The sequence below is a fragment of the Bacteroidota bacterium genome, from assembly GCA_016718825.1.
Lineage (GTDB): Bacteria > Bacteroidota > Bacteroidia > J057 > JADKCL01 > JADKCL01.
On the sequence record JADKCL010000013.1, the window covers coordinates 122,436 to 142,104 of the forward strand.

At 50.8% G+C, this 19,669-nt stretch carries 22 protein-coding genes and 1 pseudogene; 4 read left to right on the plus strand and 19 right to left on the minus strand.

The genetic code is table 11. The annotated features are described in order from the left end of the window. Window positions 1-125 precede the first annotated feature (125 nt). From IPN95_16410 to IPN95_16460, 11 genes and pseudogenes are all read right to left on the minus strand, one after another. Window positions 126-257 carry a hypothetical protein gene (locus IPN95_16410; GenBank protein MBK9450954.1) on the minus strand — a complete coding sequence of 44 codons (132 nt, stop codon included), beginning with the start codon at window positions 255-257 and terminating at the stop codon, window positions 126-128. Continuing rightward, window positions 215-940, minus strand: coding sequence for a hypothetical protein (locus IPN95_16415; GenBank protein MBK9450955.1), 726 nt, complete (start codon window positions 938-940; stop codon window positions 215-217). Before IPN95_16415 ends, IPN95_16410 begins: the two co-directional genes overlap by 43 nt. A gap of 81 nt (window positions 941-1,021) precedes the next feature. After that, window positions 1,022-1,750, minus strand: coding sequence for a PKD domain-containing protein (locus IPN95_16420; protein MBK9450956.1), 729 nt, complete (start codon window positions 1,748-1,750; stop codon window positions 1,022-1,024). Between the two features lie 204 nt (window positions 1,751-1,954). Beyond that, window positions 1,955-3,752: pseudogene (locus tag IPN95_16425) on the minus strand (ABC transporter ATP-binding protein). A 46-nt stretch (window positions 3,753-3,798) separates the two neighbouring features. Beyond that, a complete protein-coding gene (locus tag IPN95_16430) occupies window positions 3,799-3,987 on the minus strand; it encodes a hypothetical protein (protein MBK9450957.1) in 189 nt (62 codons plus the stop codon). Beyond that, complete coding sequence (locus IPN95_16435; protein ID MBK9450958.1) at window positions 3,984-4,991, minus strand: hypothetical protein; 1,008 nt, start codon at window positions 4,989-4,991, stop codon at window positions 3,984-3,986. Before IPN95_16435 ends, IPN95_16430 begins: the two co-directional genes overlap by 4 nt. A gap of 186 nt (window positions 4,992-5,177) precedes the next feature. Beyond that, window positions 5,178-5,669 (minus strand): hypothetical protein, encoded by a 492-nt coding sequence (locus IPN95_16440; GenBank protein ID MBK9450959.1) that lies wholly within the window; start codon window positions 5,667-5,669, stop codon window positions 5,178-5,180. Next, the gene (locus tag IPN95_16445; protein MBK9450960.1) at window positions 5,666-5,926 is read right to left on the minus strand and encodes a hypothetical protein; all 261 of its coding nucleotides are present in this window, start codon (window positions 5,924-5,926) and stop codon (window positions 5,666-5,668) included. The genes IPN95_16440 and IPN95_16445 overlap by 4 nt, the downstream gene beginning before the upstream one ends. Then, on the minus strand, window positions 5,890-6,681 hold the full coding sequence (locus IPN95_16450; protein MBK9450961.1) for a hypothetical protein: 792 nt from the start codon (window positions 6,679-6,681) through the stop codon (window positions 5,890-5,892). The genes IPN95_16445 and IPN95_16450 overlap by 37 nt, the downstream gene beginning before the upstream one ends. Further along, window positions 6,614-6,829 (minus strand): hypothetical protein, encoded by a 216-nt coding sequence (locus IPN95_16455; protein MBK9450962.1) that lies wholly within the window; start codon window positions 6,827-6,829, stop codon window positions 6,614-6,616. Before IPN95_16455 ends, IPN95_16450 begins: the two co-directional genes overlap by 68 nt. Next, the gene (locus IPN95_16460; protein MBK9450963.1) at window positions 6,826-7,305 is read right to left on the minus strand and encodes a hypothetical protein; all 480 of its coding nucleotides are present in this window, start codon (window positions 7,303-7,305) and stop codon (window positions 6,826-6,828) included. The genes IPN95_16455 and IPN95_16460 overlap by 4 nt, the downstream gene beginning before the upstream one ends. Here IPN95_16460 and IPN95_16465 point away from each other — a divergent pair. Further along, window positions 7,216-7,473: a hypothetical protein gene (locus tag IPN95_16465; protein ID MBK9450964.1), complete on the plus strand. Its 258-nt coding sequence runs from the start codon at window positions 7,216-7,218 to the stop codon at window positions 7,471-7,473. The two genes, IPN95_16460 and IPN95_16465, sit on opposite strands and share 90 nt — an antisense overlap. A 317-nt stretch (window positions 7,474-7,790) precedes the next feature. On the opposite strand, the gene IPN95_16470 is transcribed toward IPN95_16465, so the two are convergent. Next, on the minus strand, window positions 7,791-8,591 hold the full coding sequence (locus tag IPN95_16470) for a hypothetical protein (protein MBK9450965.1): 801 nt from the start codon (window positions 8,589-8,591) through the stop codon (window positions 7,791-7,793). A 345-nt stretch (window positions 8,592-8,936) separates the two neighbouring features. Here IPN95_16470 and IPN95_16475 point away from each other — a divergent pair, with 345 nt between their 5' ends. Beyond that, window positions 8,937-10,085, plus strand: coding sequence for a saccharopine dehydrogenase NADP-binding domain-containing protein (locus IPN95_16475; GenBank protein ID MBK9450966.1), 1,149 nt, complete (start codon window positions 8,937-8,939; stop codon window positions 10,083-10,085). 68 nt (window positions 10,086-10,153) lie between these two features. Here IPN95_16475 and IPN95_16480 read toward each other — a convergent pair whose 3' ends face one another. The 3 genes from IPN95_16480 to IPN95_16490 all read right to left on the minus strand — a co-directional run bounded on the left by IPN95_16480 (window position 10,154) and on the right by IPN95_16490 (window position 12,941). Continuing rightward, entirely contained in the window at window positions 10,154-10,522 is a 369-nt protein-coding gene (locus IPN95_16480; protein ID MBK9450967.1) for a hypothetical protein, read from the minus strand. Window positions 10,523-10,799: 277 nt separating this feature from the next. Continuing rightward, entirely contained in the window at window positions 10,800-11,336 is a 537-nt protein-coding gene (locus tag IPN95_16485; protein ID MBK9450968.1) for a hypothetical protein, read from the minus strand. Between the two features lie 81 nt (window positions 11,337-11,417). Next, on the minus strand, window positions 11,418-12,941 hold the full coding sequence (locus IPN95_16490; protein ID MBK9450969.1) for a hypothetical protein: 1,524 nt from the start codon (window positions 12,939-12,941) through the stop codon (window positions 11,418-11,420). Between the two features lie 103 nt (window positions 12,942-13,044). On the opposite strand from IPN95_16490, the gene IPN95_16495 reads away from it, so the two are divergent. Then, window positions 13,045-13,392, plus strand: a complete 348-nt coding sequence (locus tag IPN95_16495) for a hypothetical protein (protein ID MBK9450970.1) — start codon at window positions 13,045-13,047, stop codon at window positions 13,390-13,392. A 294-nt stretch (window positions 13,393-13,686) separates the two neighbouring features. On the opposite strand, the gene IPN95_16500 is transcribed toward IPN95_16495, so the two are convergent. The 3 genes from IPN95_16500 to IPN95_16510 form a co-directional block, all read right to left on the minus strand. Continuing rightward, window positions 13,687-14,448 (minus strand): hypothetical protein, encoded by a 762-nt coding sequence (locus tag IPN95_16500; protein ID MBK9450971.1) that lies wholly within the window; start codon window positions 14,446-14,448, stop codon window positions 13,687-13,689. Window positions 14,449-14,518: 70 nt separating this feature from the next. Continuing rightward, window positions 14,519-15,025 (minus strand): cupin domain-containing protein, encoded by a 507-nt coding sequence (locus IPN95_16505; GenBank protein ID MBK9450972.1) that lies wholly within the window; start codon window positions 15,023-15,025, stop codon window positions 14,519-14,521. Further along, window positions 15,025-17,712, minus strand: coding sequence for a gliding motility-associated C-terminal domain-containing protein (locus IPN95_16510; GenBank protein MBK9450973.1), 2,688 nt, complete (start codon window positions 17,710-17,712; stop codon window positions 15,025-15,027). The genes IPN95_16505 and IPN95_16510 overlap by 1 nt, the downstream gene beginning before the upstream one ends. Window positions 17,713-17,883: 171 nt before the next feature. Here IPN95_16510 and IPN95_16515 point away from each other — a divergent pair, with 171 nt between their 5' ends. Beyond that, complete coding sequence (locus IPN95_16515; GenBank protein MBK9450974.1) at window positions 17,884-18,612, plus strand: FkbM family methyltransferase; 729 nt, start codon at window positions 17,884-17,886, stop codon at window positions 18,610-18,612. A gap of 166 nt (window positions 18,613-18,778) precedes the next feature. Here the strand turns inward: IPN95_16515 and IPN95_16520 are convergent, their stop codons facing one another. Next, window positions 18,779-19,651 carry a hypothetical protein gene (locus IPN95_16520; protein ID MBK9450975.1) on the minus strand — a complete coding sequence of 291 codons (873 nt, stop codon included), beginning with the start codon at window positions 19,649-19,651 and terminating at the stop codon, window positions 18,779-18,781. Window positions 19,652-19,669 lie beyond the last annotated feature (18 nt).

Below are 19,669 nucleotides of genomic sequence, written 5' to 3' on the forward strand. Positions count from 1 at the left end.
CTCGTGTCAAGGAATTAAGTAATTTTTATTTTTATTGCGCTGATTGTGAGTTGATTAAGTATACAATAAAACAAGGCCCGCCGTTACCGGCGAGCCTTGCTCAATCAATCGTTTCAGACCAGAATTTACTGTACAATCAGCTTGCCGGATCCTACGACGCCGGATGCGCTTTCCAAGTTGAAGAGGTAGATGCCTGCAGGCAATCCAGCTGCGTTCAATTCGTGCTGTTCGCCGGTGATGCCTTTGTCTTGCAGCAAAATTTTACCGGTGATGTCGTGGACCGTGAGCGTGTGTTTTCGCCGCTCAGGTTGTCAAAGCGAATCATCGTGCTGCCGTTGAAGGGATTCGGAGCCACACCCAAATGGATGTTGTTGCGTCCAGGCTGCACTGCGACCAAGGTCGCCAAGGTATTGAGCGTGGTATTGGTCACGATCGCCGAATTGAAGTCAAAGTAGATATGCGCCGTGTTGGTCAATTCCGTTCCCAAAGGCAGGGTGCTTTTTGGGGTGATGCGGTAGATCACGTGGCCATGGCTACCAGGCTCATTGGTGTTGGAATCAGGCAACATGATGTTGCGGAATTCGAAGGCCAATTTGCCAAAGTCGTTGTGCCAAGTGAAGGGATGGCTGCCACCGATCACTTCCAAGGTGCTTTGGTCAAAATCGACATCCAAGGTATCGCGCAACATCACGTCGGTCGCATAGAAGTTTCCGGTATTTTGGAAGCGAATCTTATAGGTCAAGCGAGTACCCGGTGCAATGTCTCCCGAGTTTCCGATGCCAGCAGGTGTGGCAGCCTTGTCATTGGGGTCGTAGGAGGAAAGTACCGTCATATCCGCACCATCGACGTTATCGCCAGGGGCAACGTCCCCGACAATCGGGCTGATCGTTGCTTGGAATGGCAGTGCAGTTCCAACGACCGTATTGACTGGAATCGTCAACTGGCAAGTGACCGATCCAGAAGTTCAGGCAAAAAGGTTGCCGAGGCTCCAGAAACGGTATTTCCAGCATGCGTTCCATTGTTAGATGCGCCCATAGATCAAACTCGCATCGTGGTCAAAGGTCAAAGTTGCATTGAGGACGGTCGTCCCAACGTTTTCATAGTGAAGTGTGTAGGTGCGGGTAAATCCAGGGACCGGAGGAATGGCATAGAAGCTTACGCGGAGGTCATTCATGTTGGCAATGGGGCTGATTCCGAAGTCATTGCCATTGTGAATTGCACCCGTACCACCGGAAGCGATCGTATAAGATTGTCCTGAAGGTTCAGTGATTTGATGATAGGTCGGTGGAACACACGTGAACGTGTAGTTGCCCGTGGGGAGATTCACTGCCCAGTTGCCATTCGCATCGGAAGTCATGAAGAAGTTTCCTGGCTGGATATTGATGATCCGGTTGGGCCAATCAAGTTCGCCAATGTCCTGGTTGCCATTGCCGTTGGCGTCATTGTAGGTCGTACCACTGAAGTAGTCGTGGTTGGCGCAAAACGAATCCACGGTGATGTTGAAGTACAGCGAATCAGAAAATCCAGAGATCGAGTCCCAGGAATAGAAGTTGACCGTATAGGTGCCTGGGCTGCTGTAAACATGAGAAATGTAGGGTTGCTGCGAGGTGCTGCTTCCGTTGCCGCCGTCACCAAAGCTCCACCACATCCAGGATTGCGTGTAGTTGCCGCTCGTGTCTGTTGCATAGAACATTACCGGAGCACCGACGCAAGGGGTGAAAGGTAGATAGGAGATGACGTGTGTAGGCATCATTTGAGCTTTACCTAACACAGGGAAAAGAAAGCAAGCGAGCAAGAGTGGAAATAATAGTACCTTTTTCATAAACCTTACCATTTAGTCTCAATCAAAAATTAGATTGTGATAACGATACAAAGATTCGCCACCTGCATTTTCTTTACAAGTCTGTTTGGTGGGAATGTTACGTATCCAAATGGTATGTCGTGACTTAACTGTTTATTTATCAATAGATAATCCCGTCTGAACATGCCATAGATCTGCATAGATTCCACCGTGCAAAATCAGTGCATCATGCGTTCCATGCTCGGCGACACGGCCCTTGTCGATGACCAAAATGCGGTTGGCTTGCCGAATCGTACTCAAGCGATGCGCTACGACGATCGCAGTTCTTCCTTGGGCATATTTTTCGAGATTCTCCTGAATTGCCCGCTCGGTTTCCGTATCCACCGAACTCGTAGCCTCATCCAGGATCAAAACGGGGGCGTTTTTGAGGATCGCGCGCGCAATGCTCAAGCGTTGCCGCTGCCCGCCGGAGAGTTTGATGCCACGTTCGCCGACCAGACTTTGGTAGCCTTCGGGCAGGCTCATGACGAAGTCATGCAACTGCGCTGCCTTGGCAGCTTCCTCGATTTCCGATTCGCTTGCGCCTTGTTGACCGTAAGCGATGTTTTCGGCGATGGTTCCGTGAAACAGGTAGACATCCTGACTCACCAAGGCGATGTTTCGCCGCAAATCCTTCAGTTTCAGATCACGCAAATCTTCCCCATCCAGCTGGATCATGCCGTCCTTTACATCGCCAAAAACGCAGTAAAAAGCTTGATCAAGGTTGATTTTCCCGAACCCGTCGTTCCTGCAATCCCGATCGTTTCCCCGGCAGCCACCTCAAAGTCAAGCCCTTGCAGGACCGGAACCTCGTTGCCGTAATCAAAGGACACATTTTCAAATCGAATATTCCCTTTTGCCCTGCCGATCGACTTCGCACCGGCTCGGTCCACGATCGTGGCTTCCACATCCAGCAAGCCAAAAATCCGTTTGGCGCTCGCCTTGGCGCGCTCATAGCTGTCAAGGTCGCGCCCAAGCGCGTGATCAGCCATAGCAGCCGCTGAATCATCATCGAAAACAAAACCAATTCGCCGACGGTGATCATGCCGTTGTCTTTCAAGACCCAATAGCTGCCCAGCAGCAATGTGCCGCCAAATCCGACGGCTACGAGCATGCGAATCAGCGGAACATACACGGCGCTGAGTTTGATCGCCGAAAAATTCGCTTCACGATAAGCCTCCGAATTGGCTACAACCCGTTCGCGCTCATAGTCTTCTGCGGAAAAGATTTTGATGACGGCGATGCCGCTCAGGTTGTTTTCCATCCGGCTACCCAGCAATCCGGCTTCGTCACGCATCTTTGCATACCGCGGGCCAACCAGCTTTTGGTAACGGCGGCTTCCCCATAAAATGAATGGAATCGGCACCATTCCAATCAATGCCAATTGCCAGCTCGTCGTAAACAAAATGATCCCTGAAAAGATGAACAGCACGACCAATTGCAGGATTTCGTTGAAGCCGGTGTTGAGGAAACGCTCCAATTGATTGACGTCATCGCTGAGAATCGCCAACGTGTCGCCCATGCGGTGCTTTTCGAAGTAGGCCATTTCGCGGTGTTGCAGATGGTCGTAGGTGTGTACGCGCAGGTCGTGCTGCACGCGTTGCGCGAGGCGTTTGAAGCCAAAATCAAGTAACCATTCGAAGAAACTCTCCACCCCGAAAATCACGACCGTAAGCACTGAAAGGAAAATCGCCAAGGACCAGGCATCGTCGGTGCGGGCAAGCCAACGCATCCACGCAGGCGCTTCCCCACGTACCGCGTCGATGACCCAGCCCACCAACAACGGCGGCATCAGGTCAAAAACCTTGTTGGTCACGCTCGCGGCAGAAGCCAGTAAAAATTGACTGCGGTAGGGTTGGAGGAATTGAAACAGCCGCCGCATGGGGCGGTCATTCGGATGGGGAATCGCCATGCCCGAAAATTAGGCATTCTGACGGCGAAAAGGAGACTAAATGCAATTATTCCAGCACAATCGTCTTCACATCACCTTCGATCCGCTCGTCGTCCTTGATCACTGTTTCGGTATATTCGAGGGTATGGTTGTCTTTGAACCGCGGTGCCTCGACGACCCAATTGCTCGCTGCCATGTACATTAGTTTAGCGTCGAACTTGTCCTTTTTGGCCATGGTATTGCCTTCCAAGGTCAAGACGAAAATCCTTGTAGCCGAAGGTATTGGGTAGGATTCAAGGCTGTGAAGGCGACTTTTTTCTTGTCCGGCGACCAAGAAAGGCTGCTGATCGCTTCGGTATCCTCCAAGAAGGTCATGTAGACATTCTCCTGCTTCGTGATCGGATCGTAGGTGCCGACACCACCAAGACCAGCATAGAGCAAGGTTTTGCGGTCGGGCATCAGATGTAGCGAAACGGGGTAATTCACCTTGTTTTCCATGCCTTTGGCGAGTGCAAGGGGAATGCCATTTGCGTCCAACAGCTGATATTCGGTGCCGCCACTCGCCATCAGGTATTCCTTTTTGAGCACGATGAATTGGTCGGTATGGTATTCGATCGACTTGGCGTATTCCATCTCGGAAGCCTTGAACTCATTCCAATTCATCAACATGAAATTCTTGAAAATCGGCGCGTATTTCGCCACGGACGGATCGACATTTTTCTCGATTTCCGCATTGTTTTCTGGCGAAAATTTACCCCGGATGGCAAGTTTTGCGCCGTTGTGCAAGAGCATCAATTTGGTCGTGAAGGGATCATTGCCGTCACAGACATTCTGGTACATAAAACAAACTTCCAAAATGCCATCCCGGTCCAAATCTATGAGCTGCAGGCTACTTCCGACGAATGTCATTTCGCAAAGCGCCCCGCTGAAATCCTGAATGTCCCATACCAACGAACATTTGCCGTCCACCACGCGGTATTGGTACACATAAATGTCGCGTTTCGATTCCTTTTCATTGGCGTCGTAGCTGAGAAACACGGTATTCGCGCCGGACTCATCCTTCCAAACCAGGCCATCCTTGAAGGTGCCTTTGTAGATCATGCGTTTGTCGAGGGTATTTTCACGCACATGCGGAATGAAATACCCTTCGCTCATGGAAAAATAATCCTGCGCCCAGACGCCTTGGAAACAACCGAAAACGGCAAACAAGCCTATCGCGAAGACTTTCGCGTTGAACGACAAAACGTTGATTCTGCTCATTTTCGACCTTCAATTCCAATTTTTCTCTTCATCACCTATTTTCCTCAAACCAATAGATGCCTGGACCCGGAGTAAATTTCCTTGCCCTTTTCCTTGCAAAGCAAATTCCATTCAATTCGTTGTACCCGGGTTTGGCGTGAACGGAAATTATGAATGATCTTTCCCTTGGCATCCATGACAATGCATTCACCTGGACGCCTCATTTGGGCCCAGAACCATGTATTTAAGTAGCATTTTGGGTTGCCGTGCCTCGGTGAATGGATTGGGCGCCTTGCCCCAATTGTCACGCCATTTGATTTTGTTCGGGGCGAATACCATCAATTGCTCCGTCGCATCGCGTTTGGCAGCCGCCCGCAACTCTTTCAATTCGACAATGTAAATGCTGCGTCCATGGGTTGCGACCACCAATTCCGGTTCGCGGGGATGCACGACCATGTCATAGGTGGCCACATTCGGAATTTTACCGAATGCCATCCAATTCGCGCCGCCATCGAGACTTGCGTAGCATCCTTGATCGGTTCCCAAATACAGCAAATCGCGCACTTCGGGGTCTTCGATCAGGACATTCGCATTTTCCTCGGGCAGGTTGCCTTTCAAGGGGAACCAAGTTTTGCCCAGGTCGGTCGTCTTGAAGGCGTGGAAGGCAAAATCGTCGTTGCGGTAGCCGGTCAACGTCACAAAGCCGTGGCCTTGTCATGCGGCGATGGCGAAATGTAGCTGACCCACAGGCCTTTGGGAAGGCCAGCAGTGACATTCGACCAAGTTGTGCCCGCATCCGTCGTGACTTGTACATTGCCATCGTCGGTCCCCGCCCAGAGCAGGCCAAACTTCAGCGGCGACTCCGCCAAGGCGGTGATCGTCGAAAACGGAACATTGCCCTGCGGCTGCTTGTACGTCGTCAAATCCGGGCTGATCCGCTCAAACGCATTCCCCATGTCCAAACTCCGAAAGACATATTGGGCACCATGTAGATGATTTCGTGGTTGTGCGGACTGCGAATGAGCGGCGTGCGCCAATTCCAGCGGTATTTGTCCTCGCCAATGTCATGCTTCGGGGTGATTTCCGTGGATTCGCCGCCTTCTTCCAAGCGGTAATAGTTCCCGAATTGAAAGCCCGTGTACACAATTTTGGGATTTTTGATATCCGGTGCGACACACATGCCATCCCCACCAAAAATGTATTCCCAATCCTCTTCCTTGCCGGCGACATTCTTCGAACTGCCTTTTTGGACGCCGTTGTCTTGCAATCCGCCATAGACATTGTAGGGCTTTTCCATGTCCACTGCGACCGTATAAAACTGACCGACAGCGACATTGTCCAGGTGGCGCACATTTTCGGCGCGGTCATAACTTTCGTAGAGGCCGCCATCGTTGCCCAACACGATATGTTCCGGATCGCGCGGATCGAGCCAAACGACGTGGTGGTCGACGTGGATGTCATCCGCATCGAAGACCGCTTTCCAGGTTTTGCCACCATCGCGCGTGCGCAGGCAAGGCACGCCGGCAATGTAGGCTTCCTCGGGATTGTCAGGCGCGACTTTCATCATCCCGAAATAGTAGCCGTAGGTATAATAAACGTCCTTGAGCGCCTCGCTATGCGTTCTTGTCCAGGACTTTCCGCCGTCATTGGAGCGGTAGAGAGCTCTGCGCCTTTGGCTGCGGTGTTGAACATACCGCGTTGGCGTCGCCAAAGTATTCGGCGACGTCTTTGACGGTGTATTTTCCGGCTTTGATGTCATTTTTGATGCCGGCTGCTTTGTATTTTTCGGGGAATCCGCTCTCTTTCAGGAATTTGTCGAGGTTGCTGTCGGCAAGGGCAAGGACATCGGCCTGCGTCATCTTGGCCAATGCGCGGGCGGTAATGCCGCCGATGGTATCTTCTTTTTGGAGTTTGGGATCGGTGTCTTGGTTGTCGAGCACCGCATACACGATTTTGGATTGCTGGCAAGCCAGGTTTCTCCGCCGTCCTTGGACTCATAAATGCCTGAGCTTGGCCCATCCTCGTCAAATTCCCAAGCCTTGCGGCTGCGTTGCCAAGCTGCGGCGAGCAGGTGATTGGGATCCTTGGGGTCGATGGCAAGGTCGATCACCCCGGTTTCGGGGTTGATATAGAGCGTCTTGCGCCAAGTCGCGCCTCCGTCGGTCGTTTTGAAAACGCCACGGTCCTCGTTGGTCGTGTACAGCGCGCCGATGCTCGCGACCCAGGCGGTATTGATGTCGGTCGGGTGCGTGACCACGCGGCTGATGTGCTGCGTGCCCGTGAGGCCCTTGTGCGCCCAGGTTTTGCCCGCGTCGCTCGAGCGGTACACGCCCATGCCCGCGTAGGAGCTGCGGCTGCTGTTGCATTCGCCGGTGCCAACCCAGATGATGTCGGATTGGCGGTCGAGACGGCGATGTCGCCGATGCCCATTGTGCCCTGCTCGTCAAAAATCGGAGAAAACGACATGCCGTTGTTGGTCGTTTTCCACCCCGCCGCTCGCTAGGCAACGTAAAGCACTTTGGCATTCGCGGATCGGCATCAAGGTCGACAATGCGTCCGCCCTGCTGCGTCGGGCCGATGTTCCGTGCCGGATAATTGGCGAGCACGGAGCCTTGGCGCAGTGTGGAGCGCGTTTGGGCTGCGGATTCGACGGTAGCGGCAGGTGTCTGGGCTTGCGCTGAGGCGTAGCCTGACGCTGCAAGGATGAGGGAAAGGGCTATTTTTCTCATTTGGGAGGCAAAATAGGGAGAAAATTTGGGTTTTGGGGTTGCTCAGAAAGTTGGCGGAATGCGAGGCGGGAATTCAATCCGAACGTCGGTCTCAAACCTTGATCACAAACGGCAAATACCCCTTCCGCAGTTCATATTCATGCAAAAGCGCTGCCTTTAGCTGCGCATTGTTGCGCATGAGGAAAAACATTCCGCCTTGGGCCCGCAGCAGCCTTTCCTTTTCATCGACGCCCAATTGCACCTTGTACAGCTCCTTGATCGCCTTGACAAATTCGGCTTGGAGGTTGAATTCCGGACTTTGGTAGGCTTCGAAGACTGCGGCAAAACAAAATGCCTCCAATTGCAGCGACCGCTCCTTTTGGGTGGATTTGATGCCGTTGATGCCCACACAAACTTTGCCGGAATAGTAGCCTTCGGGGGTGATCTTGTTGATGTTGAAGAATTTAACCGCGACATCCAGCACTTTGTCCATGGAAAAGGAATCGGTCGGAGGGAGGCTCGGATTCAGGAAACGGGCGGCGAATGTGTTCAAGAGCTGATTGAACTCCACGTCTTTGTTCAGTTGGTTGATGAATGCCTTTTGGAGCTTGGTACTGTCATCGACGACTTTTTGCAAAGCTTTGTAGTCCAAGTGGCTGCAATTTTTGAGGAAATAGTCCAGATACATCTGATTGGCATTCACCAACGGCGCGAGGCAATGGTTTTCGGGGACGGAGTCGACATTCGTTAATACGATCGAACGCTTCCCATCGACATAACGAAACGCATTAAATATGAGGCCATAGTGGTCTGAAATGGCGCATTTGGATGTGTTTTGTGCTTGCAAGCTGCCGATGGACAACAAGGTCCAAATCAAGGCCGTGAGCAGGTGAGGGGAAAATGTTGGTTTCATGGTTTCCAAGTTCTGGAAAAAGTCTTGCAAAAAGAATTGCTGGCCAGCGAATTGCCTAATCCAGTCTTCGTTTGCCACGCTATTGGGCTGGATCGTCGATGCGCTTGTACCGATCTTCAATAAATTCGGGGTATTGCTGGTTCATTGCTTTCCTCATCTCATTTGAGAAACATTCCAACGCCAAACTCAAAAAAAACTCCCTACCTTCGTCGTATGCAACGCAGCAGAGTCCAAATCCTCCACGCCAAGCCCTGGGTTTTCATCCCGGGATTGTAGTGTTGTCTGCCAACCATTCCTCCAAACCCCCTTTCATTTTCCATTCTGAATTCTCAATTCTCCATTAAAATGAAGTCAGTAATCGTCCTTGGCGCCGGCATGGTCGGCAGTGCAATGGTCCTCGATCTTGCCAGCCATTTTGAAGTCACCGTCGCCGACGTGAATGCCGATGCGCTCAAACGCCTCGCCAAACGCAACAAAAAGGTCAAAACCGTCGAGGCTGACCTGCGCGACAAGTCGCTCCTCAAAAAATTGATCAAGCCGTTTGACTACGTCTTGTCCGCTGTCCCCGGAGGGATGGGATTCGCAACGCTCAAAACCATCCTCGAATGCAAGAAAAATGTCGTGGACATTTCCTTTTTCCCGGAAAATAGCCTTGACCTCCAGGAATATGCAAAGGCGCAAGGCGTTACGGCCATCGTCGATTGCGGCGTGGCACCCGGCATGGACAACATCATTCTCGGATTTCACGATTCGATCATGAATGTGTCTGACTTTGAATGTCTTGTCGGTGGCTTGCCCAAGGCGCGCACTTGGCCATGGGCCTACAAGGCGCCATTTTCGCCTGCGGATGTGATCGAGGAATACGTCCGCCCAGCACGCTACGTGGAAAATGGCCACATCATCACCCGTCCAGCGCTCACCGATCCCGAAATCGTCAATTTTGAAGGAATTGGTTCACTCGAGTCTTTCAATTCCGATGGACTGCGCTCGATCATGTTCACGATGAGCCACATCCCCAACATGAAGGAAAAGACCCTGCGCTATCCGGGACACATTGAATATGTGCGTGTGCTCCGCGAATCAGGTTTCTTCAGCGAAACCCCGATTGAAGTGGCGGGCCAACAAGTACGGCCGCTCGATCTTACGAGCAAGCTTTTGTTCAAGGAGTGGAAACTGGGCGAGACCGAACCTGAATTTACCGTGATGCGGGTGACGGTTTCCGGCGAATCGGAGGGTTACGACCGCACGATCGTCTATGACCTTTACGACGAATACGATCCGAAGACGCAGACGAGTTCGATGGCGCGTACAACGGGTTACACCGCCACGGCCGCCATTCACTTGATTGACAGCGGTCTGTTTACAGAAAAGGGCTTGTTCCCGCCGGAATTGCTCGGCCGTCACGAAGGCTGCTTCGCATTTTTCCTGACCTACCTTGCCGAGCGGGGCATCCACTACAACCGCAAGGAATATACACAGCGGAATACGCAATAAGCTGCATCAAAGCATTCGAAATGAGGCCGGGAAGTGATTTCCGGCCTATTTTTTTGAAGCAACTGGAACTAGACCGGCTTGATGTGGAAGACAATACGCTTTTCCTGTCCATTCAGCGTAATGAACCGCACGACGCATTTGATGTTGGCCTTGGCCTTGGGAAAGAAGAGAATGTCCTTCATCGCACCCCGCTCGTTGGTTTGATAGACCTTTTTCACCAATGGAAATCCGTTTTGCTGCGTAATCAGTTCGACGCTGCTGTTGGGCTGCAGGTCGTAGGTCTCCAAGCTTAAGAACTGATCTTTGTTGACGGGGAATTGCGCGTTTTCGACGACGTTTTTGCCGTCGAGATAGATCATGGAGGCGAAATTCTGGCCGATTTGCGGAGTTTGCGACCAAAGCAGGCTGATGAGGCAAAATTGTATTGCCGCAAACACAAGGACAATTCTTGTTGTAGCCCGTCGCATCACCACAAATCTACGAAAAACATGTGGATAAGGTTGTGAAATTGTGGATAAGCCCGCACGGAATTGACCGGGCTTTTCCTTCCAAACAAACGCTAAAAGTTAGGCAAATCGCCAGGATTGTTCAAATGAGGATCGTCATGCTCCCGTAAAAGGCCGAAGAATATTTTGAATATTAAGCCAAAGGCCTCCGTTTTGTGTGGATCGGAGCCTGTTGGGAGGTGCCTGAAAACTTCGAATTTGGCCAGGCCTATCGCGCGTAAATCGGGTTTTTGCCACTTTTGTCCTGTGGCCGCTCAAATTCCTTGAAGGTGAAGGTGAATTCGGGAATCATCAGCTCGGAAAATGGTACGACGACGGTCTGTCCTCCGCCCTGATGCAGAAGCAAGCCACCTTCGGTGTTTTCCATGTGAAAGCCTTCGATGGTGCAAAAAAGCGATTCGATCAATTCTTCTTCCCCGAAATTTGTGCAAGTAAGCGTGGTAGTGTTTTTGGCTTCGTCAAAAGTCGCTACACATGGCCCAAACTTTTCAACCAAATCGGCAAGCCCAATATTGACATTCTCCGTGCAAGTGAAAGTGATAAAACGAATCACGTTGAAGTTTTGCGGCTTCATATTCACCAAAATGGAGATGTACCGCGCGTCAAACGGCTTGACCCTGATGGCACCAAACATGTGGGCAGACCGGGGTTTTCCAAGCAGAAAAGCGATGTAGTTGGAGGAAACATCCTTGCGGTTCATAAAAGACCGCAGTTCCAAGATGGAATCGATGAATGACTTTTGCATGGGGCCAAAATAGTGTTTTTTTGGTTTCCGACGGGGAATAACCTTATAAAACTGATGCAATTGACTGCATTTAAATCACCGTCACGGTTCCTGCGCGACCGTTCTCGGTAAGCGCGTGATGGGTACGCCGGCAATGCGGGAAGAAAACCAGTCCAGAATGTCAAAAAGTTCGAGCACACTGAGGTCATTGCTGTTTTCGAGAAGGCTTTGAAGCTCGGTACGGGTCTTTTCCAGCAAAACCAGCTCTTCCTTTCGGTTGCGAATTCCCCCGGCTTTTTTGAAAAATTGCGTGACCAACCGCATAAAGGGCGTCATCGCCTTGTGTTCCCTGAGATAGTGAATCGTGCCTGGAATCTGCTGCTCCACCACATCGAGATGCCCCAGACTATAATGCGCGACCAAAAACAGAATCCAAGAGTAGAAATGGAGATCGGGTCTGCTCGATTCAAGTTTACCATCGCGCAAACTCAAAATCCAGGGTATTGCCTCCGAATTGCGGTCCACGGTGAGGAGGAAAGCGCCTGTGATGTGTCGCAACTCCATGTTGTCGGTTTTGCTGAGTTTTTCCTTGAACCTTCGCAAGCCCTCCTTGATCGATTCGACGGCTACCAACCCATTTTTTTCGTCGAGGCGCTTCTGTGCATAAACCAACTGAAGTTTCCAGTACCGCGAAAATAACAAGGCTTCTGAATCGCCGGTCTTGAGGTTCTTTCGAATGGTTTTGAGCTTTTCCGCGGCCTCCATCGCCGAGGCATATTCATTGAAGGCGATCGAGTGCAAGCCCAATTCCGTGATGGTATTGATGTAGACAAGCAACTTGCCGGGGTCAGCCATCAGAAACTCGTTTTCTTCCAAAATTTCAATGATCCGTTGGGCAAAGTATTTCCAGCCGGTGTCGCGCCCCTGAATGCTGTAAAGGTGGTTCCAAGTCCTGAAAAAATACAGCTTGGCGGTGATGGACCTGCATTCGGACTCATCTTGGAGGAGTTGATGGGTCAAAATGGAATTGACCATGGTCATGCGGATGTTCATCGGCACTTTTTGTGCGATGGAAGCTGTGTCAAAAAGGTCGCGGTACCGTTGCAGGTTTTGCTCCAACTCTTTTACCCAGGCTTCTTTGTTGCGCAAGACGCGCAGCAGGTCCAGGTATTCCTCCGGTGGAAGAAAGTTGCGGGCAATTTCCCGCTGAATGTCGTGGAGGTCCAACAATTTGCGGTAAGCTTCCAGCTTTTCTGCAAGTTTGACGGCCCGGTTCACGCGCGCCATCGCTTGCTTGTGCAAACTTTTTTTGACGAGAATCGTGATTTGTTGGCGGTATCGGTCAAATTCAGTTTCGATCGATTGGTGGTGCGGCAATTCGCAGAGGACTTCCAGAAGCCTGTCGTAGAGGTTGCTCTTGGCAATGGAAAAATTGTTCAGTGTCTTGGTTCCTTGAAATTGGGCCTTGGCCTTTTCCTCGTCAAAAGACTCCATCCCGTGCAGAATGTCAAAGACCTTCAAATAGACGTGGTCGCCTTGGCGTTTCATGATCTCGGCCTTGAAGGCTTTCACCTCCTTTTCGGTGAGTGACTTTACCAAATCATATAGATCCGACTTCGGCGTCATGATATTGTAGATTATTAGAACAATTGCTGAATATGGACGAAAATACGAGTAAAATTCGAGAATATGGGTGTATAAAATATAAGAATGAGGCGCATTTTGATTGTTGAAAACTGCAAACCCGCCTACATTTGCCTCAAGATCATTGGATCTGCTCACGCCTAGGAAGGCATCAGAGACCGTTCTTTATCTAAAATCTGAACAAGATTTAGCAAAAAGAAAAAGTGAATGCAGTTGCTTTGAGTGTCTGCAAAATAGTGAAGATAGTGACTCCCCTCGCCGCAAGCTTGGGGAGTTTTTTTTATGCTGCGCCTTTGTTTCCCACCTTTTCTGTCCGAAAGCCATCCTCGAGAACGGAATAGAATCAGGGAAATTCGACTTTAGTAAGAATAGTAGCGCTTTTGTGAGCTTTTTAACTCAAATGGGCGGTATTCGAACAGATAAAGTTTATTAGAATAGTGCCAATTTTCATTTTTACATTCTTATCTCTGCCTTATACTTGTAACAGAATTAGAGAATGATCACGCTCGTGATCAAATCTGACGATTAAGCGTTCTTTTTTTGGCAATTGGCTTTAGACATAGTTTTAGAAAGGGTGATTAACCCTGATGAATCGTTCTTTTAGCTTTCCTCTCTTAGAGAAATAAACTCCTCCATAAATCTCGTATTTGTGGGGGAGTTTTGTTTTTGAGCAATTGTGAATCGTTTTTCTGGATGGAAAGATGACCCTGCGAATTGTCCCAAATGTCTAAGCATCAAGATACGGAGCCTTCAGGAACTGAATTTGAGCAACTTTTGGTGCTTGCAAAAGGCTACCCACCATTTCCACCATTTCCCGCAGCAAAAAATGGCAAAATTCCCATTCATCGAGAAAGCCAAACGAATCCCATTGGATAGGGTGGTGAGCAGCAAACGAAAATTTACGGTCACCCAATGTGAGCTGCAAGTCCTTGCCGTTCACGGGACAAAAGCGGCCTTCTTGGGAGAGGCTGTCGCGGTAGATTTGCCATAACGTAAGCAGGCTTGCCTCGCCCTTTGATTCCGTCAGTCCCAACAACGACAAAAACACCGAACCTAAGGGATACTTGGTTTTGATTGGATTTGCGGAGAGCGTATTCAGTAATTCTCGGAGTAGAAGATCCATTTGCCGCACCACATGCTGCACAAACCCCAATTGCATCAATTGCCTGATGGTCTTGTTATTGTTGGCAATAAGGCGTTTGTCAAAGGTATGGCTGAATTCAGGCTGCACTTCCCACCACGACAAGTCGTTGCCATGCGACCGAAGGTGCATCGCATTTACCAGCAGCGCATGCGCCTGCCCGCAAAGTTCCGACCAGAACACCGAACGGAAATCTGGGTGAAGATGTCGTTTGTTCCAGAAATTTCGTGGTTCCAGTACAATGTGATAGGCCTCCGCTGCAAAACGCACCATACGTTGCGCAGGAAAATTCCATTCATCCTTGGGATCATATTGACTGAAGTCGAAGTCTGGAATCCGCGTTGCCATGTTGTAATGGGTGATTTACCATTGCCGGTGAATAAAAAGCATATTGGAATGCGACTTGTTTCCGGCGAAACTATGCCTCGGAAGTCAACGCATCAATCATTTCAGCATGTGCCGGGTACGCTTCCAACAGCATTTGTCGACCTGCCAATTCGAAGTCTGCAAAATCAAATCCCGGAGCCATGGTACAGCCACACAATGCAAAACCCGATGCCACGCGCCCGGCAAACCAACTTCCTGCGGGCGCAATCAATTGCGGCATACAGCCTTTTGCATCTGACTTTCCCAACCATTTGGATTCCAAATCTCCATTCGGATGAATGAAAATCAGTTCCAGCGCATCTCCAGCGTAATGGTGCCAGATTTCATCCGTCGCCAACCGGTGGAAATGGGATGGCTTCTCCGCGGTGACCAAAAAATAGATGGCAGTGCTGGCATTCCGGCTGCCGATGTAGCCTTGCCCCAAACTGTCTTCCTGCAAAATTTCAGGGCTGCGAAACGTCTCCTTGAAATATCCACCTTCAGGATGCGCGATCAAACCCAGTCGGTCGATCCAGTATTCCGCATTTTGGGCCGCCATCAACGCAAAAGGGTGACAGCAAACACTTTTTGCTTGTCCTTTTCAGGAATGGCTTCGTCGCCGACGATTCGCACGGCCACATAGTAGACGCCTTCAGGTACGTCTGCGCCGGATCCTGTTTTTCCATTCCACATCGCATTCTTGTCGGTGGTATTGAAAATCTGCTTTCCCCAACGGTCATATACCGCGATTTGGTAAAAGGCATCCCCGTAGTAATTGAACAGCAATTCGTCGTTGATTCCATCGCCATTGGGTGTGAAGACATTGGGAATGACCAATGAATCGGCAACGATATTGACGGTGGCCGTGCCCCGGCAACCGCTTGTATCATAGCCCAATACCGTGTACAGGATCGACGAAGTCGGTGCAACAACAGGGTCCGGGCATGTGATACAATTGATGCTCGTATCGGGTGACCAGGTATAAAACATCGCCCCGATGGCTTGCAATTGCACGCTCTGTCCTGGATTGATCGTGATGTTGCTGGGGGAGGCCTGCACTTGCAATTGACTTACGGTCACGGCAACGGAAATCGTGCTGACACAACCGTTCGTGAGGTCGGTGACCAAGGCGGTGTAAACGTTGTTGACGTCGGGTGAAATGACAGGGTTGGCAATCGAATCATCGCTGATGTATCCTCCAGACGTGCTGAGCCATTCGACCAGATAGTTGCCCGAGCCGCCACTGATCTGCACATCCAGTTGGATGCTGTCGCCCAGACAGATCGTCGAGTCAGCCCAATGGTCAAGATCCAATTGGAAAACATCGATATGAATTGAATCAATGTAACCACAACCCGACAGGGAGTTGAAGCCCGAGAGGTAATAAGTGGTATCAACCGGTGGAGAAATCACCGGATTCGGAATCGTGGGGTCACTCACGCCAACTGCGGGCAACCAATTCCAGGTGTTGACACCTGAGGAGCCAAATGTGTTGGTAATGTTGATCACGCCGTTGTTGCAAACAAAGGTGTCGGGCATCGTGATGTCGATGGAGTCAGCGACATTGACGATCACATCCGAACTGACACTGGCTGTGCAGCCATTGGCATCGGTGACCGTTACGGTGAAAGTCGTGGTCAATTGTGGTGCAACCGTCACAGCTGCAGTCGTTTGGCTATTGCTCCAAGCATAGCTGTAGGGCGTTGTGCCGCCGGCTCCGGTAGCCGAAATCGTACTCGTTTGACCAGCACAAATCGTGTCAGGATTAGAAAAAGCTGTCACGGTTGGGGATGGCAAAACCGTAAGCGTGATGCTACCGACGGTGCTGCAACTGCTTTGATCGGTGACAGTCACCGAATAAGTCGTAGTGGCACTTGGATTCACTTGTATGGAGGCGGTAGTGCCACCTCCCGGGCTCCAAGCATAGGAATAGGAACCTGTACCGCCCGTTGCGGTTGCGGTCAATGTGGCAATCGACCCGTCACAAAGGGTATCCGGATTTGCGGACAAACTCACGTCGGGGGTGTCGACGGCTACCACTGCTACCGTCGCGGTGTCAGAACAGGACGCCATGCCAGATGTATCCACGACTACCAACTGATAGTTGACTGTGCCGGGCGTGACGGGTAGTACCCAAGGTTGGGCAGCAGTTGTTCCGCTCAAATTCGTATTGGGAGTCCATTGATAGGAATAGTCATTGTTGGGGGAGCCGCCCAGCTGAAATGAATCGCCTAGACAAATCGTCCCTGGATTGCCAGTATTTGCACTCGGGAAGGGTTCTACAAACACCGTGACCGTATCTCGGTCATTGCAGCCTGCAATGTTGGTCGCAAGTATGTTCAAGTTGTAGGGGAGTGGGATCAGACTCGTAAAAATCGGATTGGAAATGTTTTGATTGTTGATGATCGGAAAGCCTTGGCCCCAAAAGTAGGTAACCCCTCCTGATGCCTGCAATTGCAAGGGTTGACCGGGACAGGTTGCCGTATCCGGGCCAGCATTGGCAAAGTTGGCATCGACACAAATTACCTGGTTTTGACCGGGATTGCCGCTTGCGCCAGTAAATCCCCACCAAACGTTGCTGTTCCCGCCAAAAACGGTGTTGATCAGGTCGATGTTGGCATTCAACCGTAAGTTGGTCATCGTCGGATAAAAAATCCTGATGTTATTGGTTCCGGGAGTCCAGAGGACTCGGTACGTGCGGCAGGAGCTGTCATTGATGGATCCCCCGGAGGCAATTGCCGGTGTAGGACCTGCAAGCGCAGAGGTGAGAACTCCATTTTGGTGAATCGCGATATGGTTTTGATTGATGTCGGCAACCCCAGCGCCCTGATTGCCCCAGGTGTCCAGCTCAAATGCAATGCTTGGCGTGATTGAAGTGTAGAAAGCATTCGGAGGGACCGCTTCCGAAAATCCAAGGCCATTCCCTCCGGCACCATAAGCGTTCAGACCTTGGCGCTGCAAGACCAAAGCGATCCCGTCTGCGCCGAAATTGAGCGAAGAAGGTCCCATCATGATCGAAAAGCTAAGGTCAAAAGGCTGGTTGAGGTCGAGTTGCACCGAATCCCAAACTACGCCGCGCGTGTTGGCCGTCTGTGGGGTGAGCAAAAAGCAATCGCCTCCCAAGCTTGTAGCGGCATTCGGGGAAGGTCCGGGAATCACCGGAAAGTGCCACTGCGCCTTGAGGGGCGAAGCAACCGAAAATACCATTACAAAAGCCAGGACAAAGACTCCAATCAGATTGCGCATCCGAACAAAAATTTAAGAATTAGCCTACAAATTAAGCGGTTTTTGTTCATTTTTAAAAGCTATTCGATGATGCTGGGCGAATCGGGAGGCATGAATGGCCCGTCCAACAAACCAATCACAATTTCGTCCAGCTTCTCGCACTGTATTTCTTTTCCTAACTTGCGGCCGTCAATGAAAAAATTGGTTCAAAACGCATTGCAGTCGGTGCTCGGCTTTCGCCGGTACCTGTTCTTGTTTTCGATGTTCAAGATTCGCACCCTACGGCGCGATAAAAAGGAGGGAGATTTTTTCCATTTCCTCTCCATGATTCCTGAGGATGCCTTGGTGCTCGACATCGGTGCCAACATCGGCATCATGACCGCTTGGCTCGCCAAACATTGCAAAAAGGGCATTGTGCATGCAATTGAGCCCATTCCCGAGAATTTCGAAACGCTTACGCGTATCTGCAGGCATTACAATTTTGCCAATGTCAGGTTGCATCAGTTTGCCTTGGGGGCCGAGGAAGGTCAACTCGAAATGGTGATGCCCGAAGTCAAAAACGTGAAAATGCAAGGCTTGAGCCACGTGGTCCATGACAGCATCACGGACTTCAACGAGGGCAGGCGCTACGCCGTCCCGCAACATCAACTTGACTTGCTTCCCGAAATCGTGGAGGAGGTCAAAGCCATCAAAATCGACGTTGAGAATTTTGAATACTTCGTTTTCAAAGGCGGCGAAAAGATGTTGCGCAAGTACAAGCCACTGATCTACTGCGAACTCTGGGACAATGAAAACCGCGAAAAGTGTTTTCAGCTCCTCCAAGGCGATCTCGGCTACAAAATCATGGTGCTTCATGGCGGAACCTTGGTTCAGTTTGATGCCAAAATCCACCAAAACCAAAACTTCTTCTTCGTAGGCTAGGGCAGAAGTGCTGTGCACGCCTCCTCCTCACTCACACTCCACACTCACACTGAAAAAGCCGCTCCGGGGTCCGGAGCGGCTTTTTTCGCCTGTGACTTACAAAAAACGTCTAGAAAAATGCTGTGGTTCATATGTGGATACCCATTGGCATCCCAATTTCTTATTCTCAGTAGCTCCAGAGGTGATGCTCGAAGTTGAGCATTTCATTCCGGCGGAAATCTGCCTCGGCCAAAGTGCGCACGCCGCGACCGCTGACATTGGTGACAAAACCGCTAAAGATCCGCTCCTCAAAAATCTCGCGCATGTTGCGGTCCTCGGCATCGTTGAAGGCGTTTTTCCACTGCGTCGCTTCCAAGGTCTCGAGCACATCGCTGAATTTCAGGCAGATGAAGTTTTCGTCAGGAAGCGTTTCGCCTGGATCTACCCAAACCAACCGAATGTACTGGATGTCAAAGATTTCGGCTGACCTGTTTTTGTCGAAGATGCGGTTTTCGATGAATTCGATCACGCTTTCGTAGGGTGCAAGGGAGAAGTCGCCTTCAGTGGCTTGGCCGCTGCCGCTTTGTGCGAAGGTGCCTTGGCCTTCTGCATTGGCGCCGGTTTCATCCACCATCACGTCCTGATCCTCTTCCATCCACATTGGATCGTCTTCAGGAAATTCTGGATCGATCGGATCCTCAAAGTCTGGCGTTTCGTGTTTGGATTGGTCCTTGGCCATCACATCCTCGTAAGTCAGCGACTTGGTGAGGTTGTCCGGGTCGTAGGCGAGGTATTTGCCGGACTTGAGACCGTTCATCAGCGCCGCGATCAGCCCGTTGGTTTCAGGGTAGCGGTTGTTGCCATACAATCCACCGTCGGTGGTGGAGATCAACGGCTTGTTGATTTTTTCGCCGAGGTCGATGCGGTTCACGACCAAGTTGCGCTGGAAGTGGTCGTCGGGACGTGGTGGGATGTTCGCTCCAGGGATTTGGGCCATCACTGGACTTGCAAACAAGCCGGCCACTACGAGGGCGAAGACGGAGATTTTTTGCGTTTTCATTGTTTTCAGCTTAAAAGT